The sequence below is a fragment of the Nocardia sp. NRRL WC-3656 genome (assembly GCF_000720265.1).
Classification (GTDB): domain Bacteria; phylum Actinomycetota; class Actinomycetes; order Mycobacteriales; family Mycobacteriaceae; genus Nocardia; species Nocardia nova.
The window spans coordinates 160794-175542 of record NZ_JOJF01000004.1; the positions used below are offsets into that span (position 1 = coordinate 160794).

General features: G+C 66.9%; 15 protein-coding genes. 6 read left to right on the plus strand and 9 right to left on the minus strand.

The window, feature by feature from the left end; all coding sequences use genetic code 11:
• Positions 1–296: 296 nt before the first annotated feature.
• From IG65_RS0107830 to IG65_RS0107850, 5 genes are all read right to left on the minus strand, one after another.
• A complete protein-coding gene (locus IG65_RS0107830; protein WP_030514169.1) occupies positions 297–731 on the minus strand; it encodes a VOC family protein in 435 nt (144 codons plus the stop codon).
• 52 nt (positions 732–783) lie between these two features.
• Positions 784–1143, minus strand: coding sequence for a DoxX family protein (locus IG65_RS0107835; RefSeq protein ID WP_228796154.1), 360 nt, complete (start codon positions 1141–1143; stop codon positions 784–786).
• Positions 1144–1540: 397 nt separating this feature from the next.
• A complete protein-coding gene (locus tag IG65_RS0107840; RefSeq protein WP_030514171.1) occupies positions 1541–2392 on the minus strand; it encodes a carbohydrate ABC transporter permease in 852 nt (283 codons plus the stop codon).
• On the minus strand, positions 2392–3375 hold the full coding sequence (locus IG65_RS0107845; RefSeq protein ID WP_051043442.1) for a carbohydrate ABC transporter permease: 984 nt from the start codon (positions 3373–3375) through the stop codon (positions 2392–2394). Before IG65_RS0107845 ends, IG65_RS0107840 begins: the two co-directional genes overlap by 1 nt.
• Positions 3376–3461: 86 nt before the next feature.
• Positions 3462–4724 carry an extracellular solute-binding protein gene (locus IG65_RS0107850; RefSeq protein WP_030514173.1) on the minus strand — a complete coding sequence of 421 codons (1263 nt, stop codon included), beginning with the start codon at positions 4722–4724 and terminating at the stop codon, positions 3462–3464.
• A 323-nt stretch (positions 4725–5047) separates the two neighbouring features.
• On the opposite strand from IG65_RS0107850, the gene IG65_RS0107855 reads away from it, so the two are divergent.
• Positions 5048–5887: a DUF2786 domain-containing protein gene (locus tag IG65_RS0107855; protein WP_030514174.1), complete on the plus strand. Its 840-nt coding sequence runs from the start codon at positions 5048–5050 to the stop codon at positions 5885–5887.
• Positions 5888–5951: 64 nt separating this feature from the next.
• Positions 5952–6464 (plus strand): TIGR04338 family metallohydrolase, encoded by a 513-nt coding sequence (locus IG65_RS0107860; RefSeq protein ID WP_030514175.1) that lies wholly within the window; start codon positions 5952–5954, stop codon positions 6462–6464.
• A 42-nt stretch (positions 6465–6506) separates the two neighbouring features.
• Here IG65_RS0107860 and IG65_RS0107865 read toward each other — a convergent pair whose 3' ends face one another.
• Together IG65_RS0107865 and IG65_RS0107870 are read right to left on the minus strand one after the other, a co-directional pair.
• Entirely contained in the window at positions 6507–7304 is a 798-nt protein-coding gene (locus IG65_RS0107865; protein ID WP_030514176.1) for a VOC family protein, read from the minus strand.
• Between the two features lie 122 nt (positions 7305–7426).
• Complete coding sequence (locus IG65_RS0107870) at positions 7427–8398, minus strand: o-succinylbenzoate synthase (protein ID WP_030514177.1); 972 nt, start codon at positions 8396–8398, stop codon at positions 7427–7429.
• Positions 8399–8491: 93 nt separating this feature from the next.
• Between IG65_RS0107870 and IG65_RS0107875 the strand changes: the two genes are divergently transcribed.
• A complete protein-coding gene (locus IG65_RS0107875; RefSeq protein WP_030514178.1) occupies positions 8492–8836 on the plus strand; it encodes a hypothetical protein in 345 nt (114 codons plus the stop codon).
• Positions 8837–8839: 3 nt separating this feature from the next.
• On the opposite strand, the gene IG65_RS0107880 is transcribed toward IG65_RS0107875, so the two are convergent.
• Complete coding sequence (locus IG65_RS0107880; RefSeq protein WP_030514179.1) at positions 8840–10009, minus strand: thiolase family protein; 1170 nt, start codon at positions 10007–10009, stop codon at positions 8840–8842.
• A gap of 108 nt (positions 10010–10117) precedes the next feature.
• On the opposite strand from IG65_RS0107880, the gene IG65_RS0107885 reads away from it, so the two are divergent.
• The gene (locus IG65_RS0107885; RefSeq protein ID WP_036523644.1) at positions 10118–10636 is read left to right on the plus strand and encodes a helix-turn-helix domain-containing protein; all 519 of its coding nucleotides are present in this window, start codon (positions 10118–10120) and stop codon (positions 10634–10636) included.
• 97 nt (positions 10637–10733) lie between these two features.
• Here the strand turns inward: IG65_RS0107885 and IG65_RS0107890 are convergent, their stop codons facing one another.
• Positions 10734–11813, minus strand: coding sequence for an ABC transporter ATP-binding protein (locus IG65_RS0107890; protein WP_030514181.1), 1080 nt, complete (start codon positions 11811–11813; stop codon positions 10734–10736).
• 168 nt (positions 11814–11981) lie between these two features.
• Between IG65_RS0107890 and IG65_RS0107895 the strand changes: the two genes are divergently transcribed.
• Positions 11982–12776: an LLM class F420-dependent oxidoreductase gene (locus IG65_RS0107895; RefSeq protein WP_030514182.1), complete on the plus strand. Its 795-nt coding sequence runs from the start codon at positions 11982–11984 to the stop codon at positions 12774–12776.
• Positions 12777–12914: 138 nt separating this feature from the next.
• Positions 12915–14711, plus strand: coding sequence for an ABC transporter substrate-binding protein/permease (locus IG65_RS0107900; RefSeq protein WP_030514183.1), 1797 nt, complete (start codon positions 12915–12917; stop codon positions 14709–14711).
• The last annotated feature ends 38 nt before the right edge of the window (positions 14712–14749 follow it).

Consider the following 14749-nt stretch of genomic DNA (forward strand, 5'->3'; position numbering starts at 1 on the left):
CTTCTGTCGGTGGTGCGCGTAGGCGAATGACCTGGTGTGGGTCATGAAGTTGGTGACGCCCGGCGAGTGTGGGCCTCTGGGGCGGGTGCTTCGGCGGCAGGATGAGAAACGCCGATCCCTGCATCCGTCAGCAAGAAAGACCCGTCGTGTCTTACGCCTATTCCTCGTATTGTCCCGGCACTGTCGCCAGCGGGCGGGTGGCCATGGGATCCGTGATCGCCGGCCGTGCCCGGGATTACGAGTGAGCCGAGCCCGCGCTGCCATCGGGCGGCGCGGGCCGGGGGATCACTGAACGATCAGGCTGCGAACATCTTCGCGACCGCGGCCGCGATCTCGTCGGCCGAGACTTCGCGGATGTGCTTGTATACACCCCAGCGGTGACCGTAGGGGTCGATGAACTGCCCCGCCCGGTCACCGTAGAAGGTGTCCGACAGCGGATGGAACTCGATCGCACCGGCCCCGAGGGCGCGTTCGAATGTGGCCTCCACATCGTCGGTTTCGACCTGCAACGCCAGGTAGTGGCCGCCCAGGGTCGACGGCGATACGATCCCCATATCCGGATGTTCGCCGGCGAGGTGGACCTCGGTGTCGCCGATGCGCAGGCCGATCGCCAGAACGCCACCGCCCGGCAACGGAATTCGGCTGAGCTCCACTGCACCGAAGACGTCGCGATACCAATCCGCGGCTTCGATGGCATTGTCGACGACGAGATGGGGCGAGATTGTGGGCATGATCATCTCCAGTAGTACTGAGGTAACCGTTGAACCGAACCTGCATCGGGGTTTACCAGCCGTAGGGTCCGAATCGACCCCATGCGACGAGTGCGGACAGTGCGAAGAGGACCGCTACGATTACCACTCCTTGTACTTCGTTGCGGCGGATGTGAAGGACCGCCGCCGCAACCGCGAAGACCGCCAGTCCGGTTGCGGCAATGGGGGTCAGGATGGGTGAGATTCCGGTTGCAGCCGGTGCGATCAGCCCGATTGCGCCGAGTATCTCGATGCCGCCGATGAACCAGACGGTCGGTTGCGAGAAGTCGTGTGCCCAGGGGTATCTCTCGGCCAGTTTGTCCTTCGGTTGGAGTAGCTTCCCCAAGCCGGACAAGCCGAACATCGCGGCGAGGAGTCCCTGCACGATCCACAAGAAGACATTCATCGGGTAGCTCTCTGTGCTGCGGTTTTTGCCTGTCGGATCTGTTCTCTCACCAACACGACGAAACGCGCCTCGCAAATGTCAGGTGAGCAAGCCCAACTCGGTGATCTGAGGCGGCTCGACATGAGCGGCGGTATCGGACTGCCACGTCGAGTGACCCCGCTACGCGGTGCCACCCCTCGACTTTTCTCAACCTACAAGCGCGCGAAGCCTCGCCCGCACCAGAACACGGCGCCCGCCGCACCCATGCGCCCGTCTACCCTGCAGTGGCCCGGCCGGTCGGCCCACAGACACACGTGGGCCGAATTTCTTCACGAATAGATGGCAAATGACCACAGATCACCCGGTACGGTCGCGTCTCATGACCAGCGCCGGTGCCTGGGCGAGCTCAGCTCTTGACGCCGCCCGCGGTGAGGCCGGAGATGATGCGGCGCTGGAACAGCAACACCATGATCACCAGCGGCACGGTGACGATGATGCCCGCCGCCATGATCGCCGCATACGGCTGCACCAGCGGATCGTTACCGGAGAACCGCGCGATCGCGACCGTCACGGGTTCGGTCCGGTCGACCGAGAGCAGACTGGCCAGCAGGTACTCGTTCACCGCGGCGATGAACGCCAGGATCGCCGTGGTGAAAACCGCGGGCGCGGCCAGCGGCAGCATCACCAGCCGGAACGCCTGGAAGCGGCTCGCGCCGTCGATCCGGGCCGCTTCCTCGAGCTCCCAGGGCAGCTCGGCGAAGAACGAGGCCAGGACGTAGACCGTCATCGGCAGCACGAACGAGATGTTCGGGATGATCATCGCCTGGTAGTGCCCGATCCAGCCGATGTTGGTGAACAGCTGGAACAGCGGCGTCACCAGGACGACCACCGGGAACATCGAGGCGCTCAGGATCAAGCCGGCGACGAGGGTCTTACCGCGAAAGGCCATGCGCGCCAGGGCGTAGGCGGCCATCATGCCGATCAGCAGTGCGATCACGGTGGTGGTCGCGCCGATGACGACGCTGTTGGTCAGCGCCCGCCCGAAGTCGTTGCCGCGGCTGGTGTCGAACGCGTTGCGGAAGTTCTCGAAGGTCAGGTGGGTGGGCCACGGGGTGTTGTCGAAGGTGTAGCCCGGATCGCGGAAGGCGGTCACCGCCATCCAGTAGAACGGGGCCAGACCCCAGATCAGCACGATCAGCGCACCGACGTACACCCGCGCGGACCGCCACGGTTTGCGCCCAGAGGTAGCAGTGGTCATCAGTGTGCCTTCCGCTGTTCTTCCTGCGTCGCCACCGCATTGGCGCCCAGTATCTTCACCAGCACGAATGCCACCGCGAAAATCATCAGGAAGGTGAGCACCGACAGTGCGGCCGCGCTGTTGGAGCCCTGCCGCACCTGATCGACCACGAGGATCGAAATGGTCCGGGTCGCCGGGTTGCCCTGCATCATGATGGCCGGCAGGTCGTAGAGGCGCAGCGCGTCCATGGTCCGGAACAGCACCGCGACCAGCAGTGCGGGCTTCAGCAGCGGCAGCGTGATGTGGGTGAAGCGCTGCCATGCGGAGGCGCCGTCGACCTTGGCCGCCTCGTACACGTCGTTCGGGATCACCTGCAGTCCGGCGAGAATCAGCAACGCCATGAACGGGGTGGTCTTCCAGACGTCGGCGATGATCACCGCGAATCGCGACCACCACGGATCGGTCTGCCACAGGATGTGCGTGTGCAGCACCCGGTTGACCACGCCGTTGTACTGGAACATGAACTCCCACAACCGGGCGGTCACCGCGGTCGGGATGGCCCAGGGGATCAGCACCGCGGCACGCAGCAGCGCGCGGCCGCGGAAGGTCTTGCCCATCACGGTCGCCATGCCGAGGCCGATGGTCGCCTCGAGCGTCACGGTGATCACCGTGAACAGCAGGGTGATCCCGATGGCCGCCCAGAACTGCGAACCCAGGTTGCCGGTGGGGCACGGCTCGGTTCCGCCGCCGGGCAGGGTGCACTGCTGCAGCAGCCAGTGCGTGTAGTTGCTGAACCCGGCGCTGCCGCCCTCGACGAACATGCCGGTGGCGGGGTCGAGCCCGGCGTCCTTCTGGAACGACATCCACACCGCGCGCACCACCGGATAGCCGATGACGACCGCGAGCGCCACCAGCACCGGTGCGACGAACAACCACGCGCGCCCCGACCCCTGCGGGAGCCGTAAGCCCCGGGAGTTACTGTCGCGCTTCGGTTTCGGGCTCACCGGCAGATCGTCGGGTGGCGCGAGATCGGTCGCACCCGAAGGACTCGACACGTTCAACTCTCCTACGGGGCAGACTGCGGACAGGGTCAGGAGCCGGCGGCTTCGATGCCCTTCTGCATGCCGATGATCGCGTCATCGACTGATTTCTTACCGGTCAACGCAGCATATGCGTTGTCCTGGATGGCCTTCGACACCGCCGGGTAGAAGGGGGTCACCGGGCGCGGCACAGCGCTGGCGATCGAATCCTTCAGCGCGGGCAGATACGGGAACTTCGCGATCAGCGCCGGATCGTCGTACATCGACGACCGCACCGACGGGAACGCACCCTCGGCGACGATGCGCTGGGCATCCTCGCTGATCAGGAAGCGCAGGAAGTCCAGCGCGGTGGCCTTGTTCTTGGAGTAGGCGCTGATGGCGGCGTTGTAACCACCGAGCGTGGAGGCGCCGATGCCGTCCTTGCCGGGCAGCGGGGAGACGCCGAAATTGCCCTTCACCGCGGAGGAGTCGGCCTGGGCCACACCGTAGAAGTTGGGCCAGGTGCGCAGGAACAGCAGCTTGCCCGAGGCGAAGGCGTTCTGGCTCTCCGGCTCCTTGAAGGAGATGGCCTCCTTGGGGATGTCGCCGTTCTTGTAGGCGTCGGTGAGCACCTGCAGGCCGGCGCGCGACTGTGGGGAGTTCACGGTCGCGGTCTTGCCGTCCGGGCCGACGAACGAGCCGCCGTAGGCGTTGATCACCTCGGCCGCGTTCACGGTCAGACCTTCGTAGGGCGCGAACTGCCCTGCGTAGCAGCCGATTCCGTGATCGCGCGCGATATTGCAGTCGGCCAGCAGTTCCGGCCAGGTCTTCGGCGGATTCGGAACCAGATCCTTGCGGTAGTACAGCAGGCCGCCGTTGGTGTTGCGCGGCGCGGCGTAGAGGGTGCCCTGGTAGGTCGCGCTGGCGACGGTCGGCGAGAGCAGCGTGGAGGTGTCGAGGGCGAAGGAGTCCTTCAGCGGCTGAATCCAGCCCTTGGCCGCGAACTCGGCGGTCCACGGCACGTCCAGCGCCATCACGTCGTAGTCGGACTGTTTGGCCCGCATGTGCTGGGCCAGGTCGTCGTACTGCTGGGAGGCGTCGTTGGACTGCTCTTTGAACGTCACCTGCTCGTTCGGATGGGCGGCGTTCCACCGGTCGATGAGCTGCTTGACCGCACCCGTCTCGGTGGTGTCCTTACCCTCGACGTAGGTGATCGGACCGCGCCCGCCCAGGTTCTGGCCGGTCGGGTTGCTGCCGTCGCCGCTCGAACAGGCGCTCGTCAACCCGGCGGTGAGCAGTGCCACCGACGCGGTGGCCAGTGCGGCGCGGGACACGAGGGACGAGCGTCGTGACGCGGCGCGCGCGCGAACCTTACGCGCCTTGTTCGAGGACGCCTTGTTCAAAGCCATCGATACTCCAGGGTCGTAACGAACACAGGTGCCAAGCGTGAGCGCCCGCACACTGCGCCGGTTGCACAAGGCAAGATACATTGTTCGGCTGCTGCGTGGGATTCGGCGTCCGCCCCCACCCTCCATGGTTACGCGAGCTGCCGTCTCCGGGCGGGTGCTACCGCCGGGTGGGATTCGGCGTCCGCCCCCGCCCGATCGTGTGGGGATGTCGGTGCGTTCTCGTATCCTGGCGCTCGATGTCGACCCAGATGCCCGAGGACAAGTTGCTCACCCGGATCGGTGGGCTGTTGCGTCAGGCCGAGTCGACCGACAACGAGCACGAGGCCGAGGCGTTCATGGCGGCTGCCCAGCGCCTCGCGACCCGTTCGTCGATCGACCTGGCGGTGGCCCGTGCCCATATCGCCGGCCGCGAACGCCGCCCGACACCGATGCAGAAGGTCGTCCCGATCGGCGAGGCGGGGAAGAAAGGGCTGCGCACCTACGTGCAGTTGTTCGTGGCGATCGCCGCGGCCAACGATGTGCGCTGCGATGTGACCCGCACGTCCACGCAGGTGTACGCCTACGGCTTCGACACCGATATCGCGACCTGCGAGGCGCTGTACACGAGCCTGCTGGTGCAGATGGTGCGGGCGTCGGACCACTACATCAAATCCGGCGCCTACAAATCGGCGACCGTGGACAAGGTCGTGGTCGAGACGCGCTGGGGTCGCAGAGTGCAGCGTCGCATACAGGCCCCTGTCGCAGCGGTGACGGCTCGGCTGAATTTCCAGATGGCGTTCGCCGATCGGATCGGCCGCCGGCTGGCGCAGGTGAAGGCGGATGTGGAGGCCGAGGCGGTGCGCGACGATCCCGGCTCCGCGGAATCGGCCGCGGGCACCGCGCTGGCCCTGCGCAACAAGGACCTCGAGCTCACCGATTTCTACTCCCGCACCTCCGATGCCCGCGGCACCTGGCGCGGCCCGCAGGAATCCACGGGGTACTCGCCGGCCGCGCGACGTGCCGGGGATCGTGCCGGCCGAAGCGCACGGCTGGGTCTATCCCCGGAATTGCCTACCGGGCGAGGGCGTCTCGAAGCGCCCGGAGCATGAGCCGCACGAGAGCGGCGCAATGCGGCGCCGTCCTGATGTGCCCGTCGCACCGCGAGCCGCAGTTGTGACGCCGCGGGATTCGCAGCGCAGCCGCGTCTACGATGCCGAGGGTCTGGTGCGGCGGATGTTCGAACGAGCCGAGGAATTCGGGGCTCGCACGGTCGACTTGCACGGATCGCAGCTCACGCTGCCGATCGAGCGGAAGTTCGCCTCGGTCGAGTCGGTCCAGAGCTATGTGGACCGAGTCCTTGCATTGAATTGGGTACGCGCGCAATGGCTTCGGGCCGAAACGCCGCTCGCGGTGCGTGCCCGCGCGGGCACCGCCGCGGCGCACTACGAAACCGGCCGCGCCGTCCTGGCCGTACCCCTGCACACCGGCGGAACCGCGTGGGCGCTGCGCGAATTGGTCATACTCCACGAGATCGCCCACCACTTGGAGCCGCCCGGCGCCGACCTCGCCCCGCACGGCCCGGAATTCTGCACGCGCTACCTCGAGTTGGTCGACGGGATCATCGGCCCGGAAGCCGCCCTTCTTCTGCGCGCCACTCTGCACGACTGTGGCGCCCGAGTGGGCTGAATCGATGTCCCGGGCCGTACCGCACGGCCCGGGACACGAGCGCTACTGCCCGGGCGCCTCCGCCCGTACCGTCGGGTCGATGAGGCCGAAGATCTCGCCCTGGGGAGCCTGGACGACGGCGGAGCGGCCGAACGGGGTGTCGTCCGGTCCCATCAGTGCCGTGGCGCCGAGTTCGGTTGCGCGGGAGAGCTTTTCGTCCGTCCCGGCGACCTGGAACCAGGTGAGCCAGTAGGGCGGGTTGTCGCCGGGTGCGCTGCCGGCGTCCATGACGCCGCCGGCGACGTCCGCGCCGGGCGGGGAGAAGGTGGAATAGACGAAGTTCTCACCGTCGCCGATTTCGTCGAAGGTCCAGCCGAAGACGCGGCGGTAGAACTCCTGTGCGGTGGCGTAGTCGCCGGTGTGCAGTTCGTTCCAGCAGTAGGAGCCGGGTTCGTTGTAGATACCGGCACCGGTGTGGGCCTTGGCCTGCCAGACGCCGAAGATGCCGCCGGTCGGGTCGGCGGCCACGCACATGCGGCCCACGTCCATGACATCGAAGGGCGGGACGAACACGGTTCCCCCGGCCGCGCCGATGGCCTCGGCGACCGCGTCGACGTCGTCGGCGGCGAGGTAGGTGGTCCACACCGAGGGCATCGGCGCCTCGCCCATCTTGGGGCCGATTCCGGCGGCCGGTTTACCGTTCAGCATCGCCATCAGATATCCCCCGGCCTCGGGCGGGCTGTCCATGATCTCCCACCCCAGCAAACCGGAGTAGAAGTCGCGGGCAGCCTGCGGATCGTCGACCGAACAGTCGATCCAGCAGGGCGTACCCTGCGGCCACGCAGAATCACGAGTGGGCATTGCGGAACTCCTATCGTGTGTTCGAGCACGTGAGAACTGCCGATGGCACACGATCAGCTAATCACAGACGGGCGGGTGGGAAAACCCTCGTCCCGCACCCGCCGAGGCGTGGGAGGCCGCGATCAATCCAGGAGCCGCAGCACCCGCTCCAGCCGGCTTCGCCACCACGCCGTGCGCTCCGGATCGGGATGGCGGAAGCGTTCCAGCAGTGCGGGATCCGGGGTCGGCGGGGTGCGCGGAACGCTCAGATATCCGTCGACGGGGCGCAGTGAATCCGCGACCACGTCGCCGGTGAACAGGTTGACGGTGCCCAGCCCGCAGGCGTGATCGAGTTCCGGCAGGGCGCCGGCCAGTGCGAGCTGGGCCGACAGTCCGACGCTCGTCTCCAGTGCCGAGGAGATCACGCACGGCAGTCCCGCCGCCTGCGCCACCCGCAGTGCCCGCCGGACGCCGCCGAGCGGCGTGCATTTCAGTACGGCGATATCGGCCGCTCCCGCCACCGCGACCCGCAGCGGATCCTCGGCACGCCGGATGGATTCGTCCGCGGCGATGGGAATGTCGACCCGCCGCCGGACCGCCGCCAGCTCCTCGATCGTCCGGCACGGTTGCTCGGCGTATTCCAAACCCTGTGCGGCACGGTTGATCTGCCGCAAGTTGGTGACCGCGGTATCGACATCCCAGACCGCGTTGGCGTCGACCCGGACGGCGCCGTCGCGGCCCAGCGCATCGCGGACGGCCGCGACCCGCTCGATATCCTCGGCGAGCGAGTCGGGATGATCGGCGATCTTGACTTTCGCGGTGCGGCAACCGGATTCGGCGACGATGGAATGCGCGCGCTCGGGTCCGACCGCGGGAACGGTGCAATTGACCGGAATGCGATCCCGGACCGGTTCCGGCCAGCCTTCCTCGATCTGCTCGACCGTGGTGGCGAGCCAGTTCGCGGCCTCGCGGTCGTCGTATTCGACGAACGGGCAGAACTCACCCCAGCCGCGCGGTCCTTCGAGCAGCATCCCCTCACGGACGGTGATGCCGCGGAAGCGAGTACGCAGCGGAATCGCGTAAACCAGGGCCGACGCCGGATCCAGATCGCTCACCCGGGCCAGCCTAACCTTGCGAAACGGCGACGGACCGGCGGCCGACCAGTGGTGCTTGCGAGCACCGGCCGGAGGGAGTTTCCATAAGTAGCCATGGAGTTCTGGCCGGCTCGCCCGCCGCTGCGGCGCGGCGATGCCGTGCTGAGTGCCGCGGTCTATCTGGCCGGTTGCGGTGTGGCGTGGGTGATCTGGCGGTACGGCCTGCCGTACCGGGATATGGCGCGGCAGCGCACTCGTCCGGGGGACAGTCATCTGCCGCTGGCCTACGCCGTGGCGTTCCTGTCCCTGGCCGGTGCGCTGCTGCTGGCCGGGCGGTGGACCCTGCGGGCGTTGCGGGAACGCCGCCCGGCCTGGCCTTACGCGCTGCTCATCCTGCCGCTGCTGGCCGAGGCATGGCTGCTCGGTTTCGCGGCGGCGCTGGTCGTGGTGTCGGTCTGAGGCTCAGAGCCGCTCGTAGATGGTCGCGTTCGCCAAACCGCCTGCCTCGCACATGGTTTGCAGTCCGAAGCGGGACCCGCGTTCGTGCAGTGCGTGGACCAGCGTGGTCGCCAGCCGCGCACCGGAGGCGCCGAGCGGATGCCCCAGCGCGATCGCGCCGCCGTTGACGTTCACCCGGGACAGATCCGCGCCGGTATCGGCGGCCCAGGCCAGTACCACCGAGGCGAAGGCCTCGTTGACCTCGAACAGGTCGATATCGGCCAACGACAGGCCCGAGCGCTGCAACACCTTCCGAGTCGCCGGGATCACCGCGGTGAGCATCAGCAGCGGATCGTCGCCCGCGACCGCGAAACTGTGCAGCCGGGCCAGTGGCCGCAGGCCCAGTTGCGCCGCCTTCTCGCTGGTCATGATCAGCACCGCCGCGCTGCCGTCGTTGATCTGACTCGCATTGGCGGCGGTCACGTTCCAGCCGATCTCGGGGAATCGGGCGGCATAGGCCTCGCTGTAGTAGGCCGGCCGCAGCCCGGCCAGGGTTTCCAGGGTGCTGCCGACGCGAATGCCCTCGTCGGTGCTCAACCCGGCCAACGGCGCCAGTTGTGCCTCGAAGGATCCGTTCTTCGTTGCGGTGGCGGCCTTTTCGTGACTGGCGAGCGAGAATTCGTCCATGGCGGTGCGCGAGATGCCCCAGCGCGCCGCGATCAGTTCCGCGCTGATCCCCTGCGGTACCAGCTCGTCCGGATACCGCTCGGCGAAGGCCACGCCGTTGATATCGGTGGCGCCCGCCACGCTCGACCCCATCGGCACCCGGCTCATCGACTCCAGACCGCCGGCGACGACGATGTCGTAGGCCCCGGCCAGCACGCCCTGGGCGGCGAAGTGGATGGCCTGCTGGCTGCTACCGCACTGCCGGTCGACCGTGGTGGCCGGAACGGATTCCGGATATCCGGCCGCGAGCGCGGCCCGGCGGGTGATGTTGACCGACTGCTCGCCGACCTGGGTGACCACACCGCCGATGACGTCGTCGATCAGCACCGGATCGATCCCGCTGCGTCGCACGACCTCGCGCAGGCTGTGGGCGAACAGGTCGACCGGATGCAGTTCGTGCAGCGCTCCGGTGGCTTTGCCCTTGCCGATCGGGGTGCGTACGGCCTCGACGATCACTGCGTCTCTCATGGCGATTCCTCCGGTATCGCGCCGTTGCGACATCTGACTCAGTCGCTCTAAAGCCAGGTTAGGAGCTGGCATTAGTTGTGACAAGTCAGAGTTGGTATGATCGTCGTCATGCCCGTGAAGTTGGAAGGACCCCTGCGTGATCTGAATTCGTGGAAGCCGGACGGCTGTTCCATCGTGAAGGCGCTGGATATCGTCGGCGCACGCTCGACGATGCTGATTCTGCGCGAATCCATCTACGGCACCACCCGCTTCGACGGTTTCGCGGCGCGGGTGGGTATCACCGACGCCGCCGCGGCCGCGGCGCTGCGCAAACTGACCGACGCGGGACTGCTGCGCAAACAGCCGTATCGGGAAGAGGGTAAGCGCACCCGCAACGAGTATGTGCTCACCGAGATGGGCCGGGATCTGCTGCCGGCGATCTTCGCGCTGTGGCAGTGGGGGGACAAATATCTGCAGGGCGGAGTGCCGCCGCTCGAGCGGATCGAGGACACCACCGGTGAACCGGTGCGGGTGGAGTTGCGCAGCGCCGGCGGTGACGAGGTCGCGCTCGAGGACATCCGGGTCCGGGTCAACCAGGACTGGCGCCGGGCGCGCGTCGGAGCCCGCGATGTGACCGCACAGCGATGAGACGATCGGCGCGGGTCGTCGGGCGGACCGGTGCGTGGGCTGTGACGATCGTGCCCTCGAGCACCCGGAAGCGCTCGAGGGCAACGATATTCGGATCCTAGGTCAGTCGCTTACCGCTGGCCGGGTCGAAGAAATAGGTGTGCTCCGCATCGCTGGTGAGCGTCAGCTTGTCGCCCTTCTGCGGTGGATTGCGCCAGTCGGCGCGGGCGACGATCGTCTGATCTCCGCCGGCCTCGCCCAGGGTGCGGCCGTAGATGTAGGCGTCCGAACCCAGCTCCTCGACCACATCGATCTCCATGGCGATGCCGTCGGAACCGCCGGCCGGATCGAAATGCTCCGGCCGGATGCCGACCACCACGGTCTCGCCCGCGGCGTCGGCCACCGTGCGCGGCAGCGCGATCGAATGTCCGCCGACGGTCACCGAACCGTCCGACACCGGCAGGGTGAACAGGTTCATCGCCGGGGAGCCCATGAAGCCCGCGACGAACAGATTCGCCGGATCCCGATACAGATCCCGGGGTGAGGCGCACTGCTGCAGCAGTCCGTCCTTGAGCACCGCCACCCGGTCGCCCATGGTCATCGCCTCCACCTGGTCGTGGGTGACGTAGACCGTGGTGGTGCCGAGCCGGCGCTGCAACTGGGCGATCTGCGTGCGGGTCTGCACGCGCAGTTTCGCGTCCAGATTCGACAGCGGTTCGTCCATCAGGAATACCTGCGGCTGCCGCACGATCGCGCGTCCCATCGCGACCCGCTGACGCTGACCGCCGGACAGCGCCTTGGGCTTGCGGTCCAGGAAGTCCTCGAGGTCGAGCAGTTTCGCCGCCTCCAGTACGCGCTGCGTGCGCTCGGCCTTACCGATCTTGGCCATCTTGAGCGCGAAACCCATGTTCTCCGCGACCGTCATATGCGGGTACAGCGCGTAGTTCTGGAAGACCATCGCGATATCGCGCTGTTTGGGTTCGGCGTCGGTGACATCCTTCTCGCCGATCAGAATGCGGCCGTCGTTGACCTCCTCGAGTCCGGCCAGCATGCGCAGCGAGGTGGATTTGCCGCATCCGGACGGTCCGACCAGTACCAGGAATTCGCCGTCGGCGATCTCGAGATTCAGCTTGTCGACGGCGGGTTTGGTCCCACCCGGGTAGAGCCGGGTGGCGTGGTCGAAGGTGACCGTGGCCATGGTGAATCAATCCCTTCACCGGCAGGAACGTGCCGGACGATCCGAGTAGAGGGGTCGGTGCGCGCCCCACAGTAACCCAGCGGCCCGCGCGGGGTGCAGCGGGCGAGTAGCCTCGTCAAGGGCCGCTGACCGGCCGCGAGAGCAGCTCACGAGACGAAGGAGCATCGGATGACTCGACCGGTTCGCATCGGAGTTCAGCTACAGCCGCAACATGCTCCCGACTACGGGCTGATCCGGGATGCCGTGCGCCGGGCCGAGGATGCGGGCGTGGACATCGTCTTCAACTGGGACCACTTCTACCCGCTCTACGGCGATCCCGACGGCGCTCACTTCGAATGCTGGACCATGCTCGGCGCGATCGCCGAGCAGACCGAACGAGTCGAACTCGGCGCCCTGGTGACGGGCGGCGGATATCGCAATCCCGATCTGCTCGCCGATATGGCCCGCACCGTCGACCACATCTCCGGCGGCCGGCTGATCCTCGGCATCGGCGCCGGCTGGTTCCAGAAGGACTACGACGAGTACGGCTACGAATTCGGCACGCCCGGAACACGTCTGGCGTTGCTGAAGGAATATCTCGCCCGCATCGACGCCCGGCTGCCGAAACTGAATCCGGCGCCGACGCGCCACATTCCGATCCTGATCGGCGGCGGTGGTGAGCGAAAGACGTTGCGACTGGTCGCCGAATACGCCGACATCTGGCACAGTTTCGCCGATATCGAAGCGCTGGAACGGAAGTCGAAGATTCTGGCCGAGCACTGCGCCGAGGTCGGCACCGATGCGAACCGGATCGAGCGGTCGGTGTCCTGGCCCGGCGCCGAACAGGCCGAGCGGCTGGTGCAAGCCGGCGCGACCCTGTTCACCGTGGGCGTCGGCGGGCCCGACTACGACCTGAGCGTGGTGGAGCAGGCCGTCGCATGGCGCGACAACTTCAATCCGGAGTCCGTGACCGGTATCGCCTGATCGAACACCGCCTGATCGAGCACCGCCGGATCGAATCAGTGGGATTCGATTTCCGCCGGGCGATGTGGCAGGGGCGGCGGCCCGTGCACCCGCGTCGCCGCCCTCGGGGCCCTACCGGCCCGGCTAGGGTTCTCGGCTATGGCCCGTTTGCCCGTCTCGCGCCCGCGTGCGCTGATCGCGCTGATGGCGGCGATGATGCTGCTGTTCGCCGTCGCCTGCAGCTCCGATGGCGGTAGTTCGTCGCAGGCCTCGAACCTGTGCGCACCCCCCGGACCGTCGGCCGCCTCCCCCGCGCCGACGAAACTGGCGAGCGGTGCGACGGCCGGCACCGATCGATACACCACCGCGACCACCGCGCCGCTGAGTTCGATCGACATCACCAAGCTCGGTTTGTCCCAGCCCGGGGTGCTCAGCGTGGGCACGCTCTCGGACGCGCCGCCGAGTATCTGCGTGGATCCGTCGGGGACCTTCACCGGATTCGACAACGAACTGCTCGAGGCGATCGGCGCGAAACTCGGACTCCGGGTGCAGTTCTCCGGCACCGAATTCGCCTCGCTGCTCTCGCTGGTCGCCACCGGCCGGTTCGACGTGGGATCGTCGAGCATCACCACCACCGATGCCCGGCGGCAGCAGGTCGGCTTCACCAACGGCTACGATTTCGGCTATTTCTCGCTCGTGGTGCCCAACGGCAGTGCGATCCAGGGGTTTTCGGATCTGAAACCGGGCGTGCGGATCGGCGTGGTGCAGGGCACCGTGCAGGACGAATACGTCACCGGCACCTTGCATCTGGACGCGGTGAAATTCCCCGACTACAACACCGCCTACGCGAATCTGAAGACCGGGCAGATCGACGCCTGGGTCGCGCCCTCGCAGCAGGCCACCGGTGCGATCAAACCGGGTGATCCCACCTCGATCGTGCAGAACACCTTCAGCCTGGACAATTTCACCGCCTGGGCGGTGCGCAAGTCCAACCAGCCGTTGATCGACGCACTGAATTCCGGCCTGGACGCGGTGATCGCCGACGGAACCTACGCCAAGCTCTATTCCGACTGGGTGCCGCGGCCGCTGCCGCCGGGCTGGAAACCGGGCTCCAAATCGGCTCCGATGCCGCAACTTCCGGACTTCGAGAAGATCGCAGCCGAACATCGGCACAGCGATCAGCAGAACGCCCCGAAATCTACCCTGGCACAATTGAAGGACACGTTCTTCGATTGGTCGTTGTACCGCAAGGCATTTCCCGAACTGTTCAAGACCGGCTTGCCGAATACGATTATTCTGGCGCTGGTTTCGGGCGTGCTCGGCACGCTCATCGGCATTCTGCTCGCGGTGGCCGGCATTTCTCGCACCCGCTGGTTGCGCTGGCCCGCCCGGGTCTACACCGACATCTTCCGCGGTTTGCCGGCGGTGGTGATCATCCTGTTGATCGGCCTGGGCATCGGCCCGGTGGTGAAGGGGATCACCGGGAACAATCCGTACTGGCTGGGCGCGGTGGCGCTGGCCCTGCTGGCCTCGGCCTATATCGGCGAGATCTTCCGCTCGGGCATTCAATCGGTGGAGCCGGGACAGTTGGAGGCCGCGCGGGCCATCGGATTCGGCTATCGGCAGTCGATGACGCTGGTGGTGATTCCCCAGGGCGTGCGGCGAGTGCTGCCGGCGCTGATGAACCAGTTCATCGCGCTGATCAAGGATTCCTCCCTGATCTACTTCCTCGGCCTGCTCGCCTCCCAGCGGGAACTGTTCGCCGTCGGCCGCGACCTGAATTCGCAGACCGGAAATCTGTCACCGCTGGTCGCGGCGGGCCTGGTCTATCTGCTGCTCACGATCCCGCTCACCCATCTGGTGAACTACATCGACCGCCGATTGCGCACCGGCCGCGCCGAAGCCGCCGCCGACGAAATCGACCAGGCTGTCATCACGGAAGGACGCGGAGCGTGAGCGACCAGGATGCCAACGGCGTGAGCGACCAGGATGCC

What these genes read in the sequence shown, in the direction of transcription:
- IG65_RS0107830 (WP_030514169.1), bottom strand. Translation starts at nt 731, where the DNA reads ATGCCCACAATCTCGCCCCATCTCGTCGTCGACAATGCCATCGAAGCC.
- IG65_RS0107840 (WP_030514171.1), bottom strand. Translation starts at nt 2,392, where the DNA reads ATGACCACTGCTACCTCTGGGCGCAAACCGTGGCGGTCCGCGCGGGTG.
- IG65_RS0107855 (WP_030514174.1), top strand. Translation starts at nt 5,048, where the DNA reads ATGCCCGAGGACAAGTTGCTCACCCGGATCGGTGGGCTGTTGCGTCAG.
- IG65_RS0107865 (WP_030514176.1), bottom strand. Translation starts at nt 7,304, where the DNA reads ATGCCCACTCGTGATTCTGCGTGGCCGCAGGGTACGCCCTGCTGGATC.
- IG65_RS0107875 (WP_030514178.1), top strand. Translation starts at nt 8,492, where the DNA reads ATGGAGTTCTGGCCGGCTCGCCCGCCGCTGCGGCGCGGCGATGCCGTG.
- IG65_RS0107880 (WP_030514179.1), bottom strand. Translation starts at nt 10,009, where the DNA reads ATGAGAGACGCAGTGATCGTCGAGGCCGTACGCACCCCGATCGGCAAG.
- IG65_RS0107885 (WP_036523644.1), top strand. Translation starts at nt 10,118, where the DNA reads ATGCCCGTGAAGTTGGAAGGACCCCTGCGTGATCTGAATTCGTGGAAG.
- IG65_RS0107890 (WP_030514181.1), bottom strand. Translation starts at nt 11,813, where the DNA reads ATGGCCACGGTCACCTTCGACCACGCCACCCGGCTCTACCCGGGTGGG.
- IG65_RS0107895 (WP_030514182.1), top strand. Translation starts at nt 11,982, where the DNA reads ATGACTCGACCGGTTCGCATCGGAGTTCAGCTACAGCCGCAACATGCT.
- IG65_RS0107900 (WP_030514183.1), top strand. Translation starts at nt 12,915, where the DNA reads ATGGCCCGTTTGCCCGTCTCGCGCCCGCGTGCGCTGATCGCGCTGATG.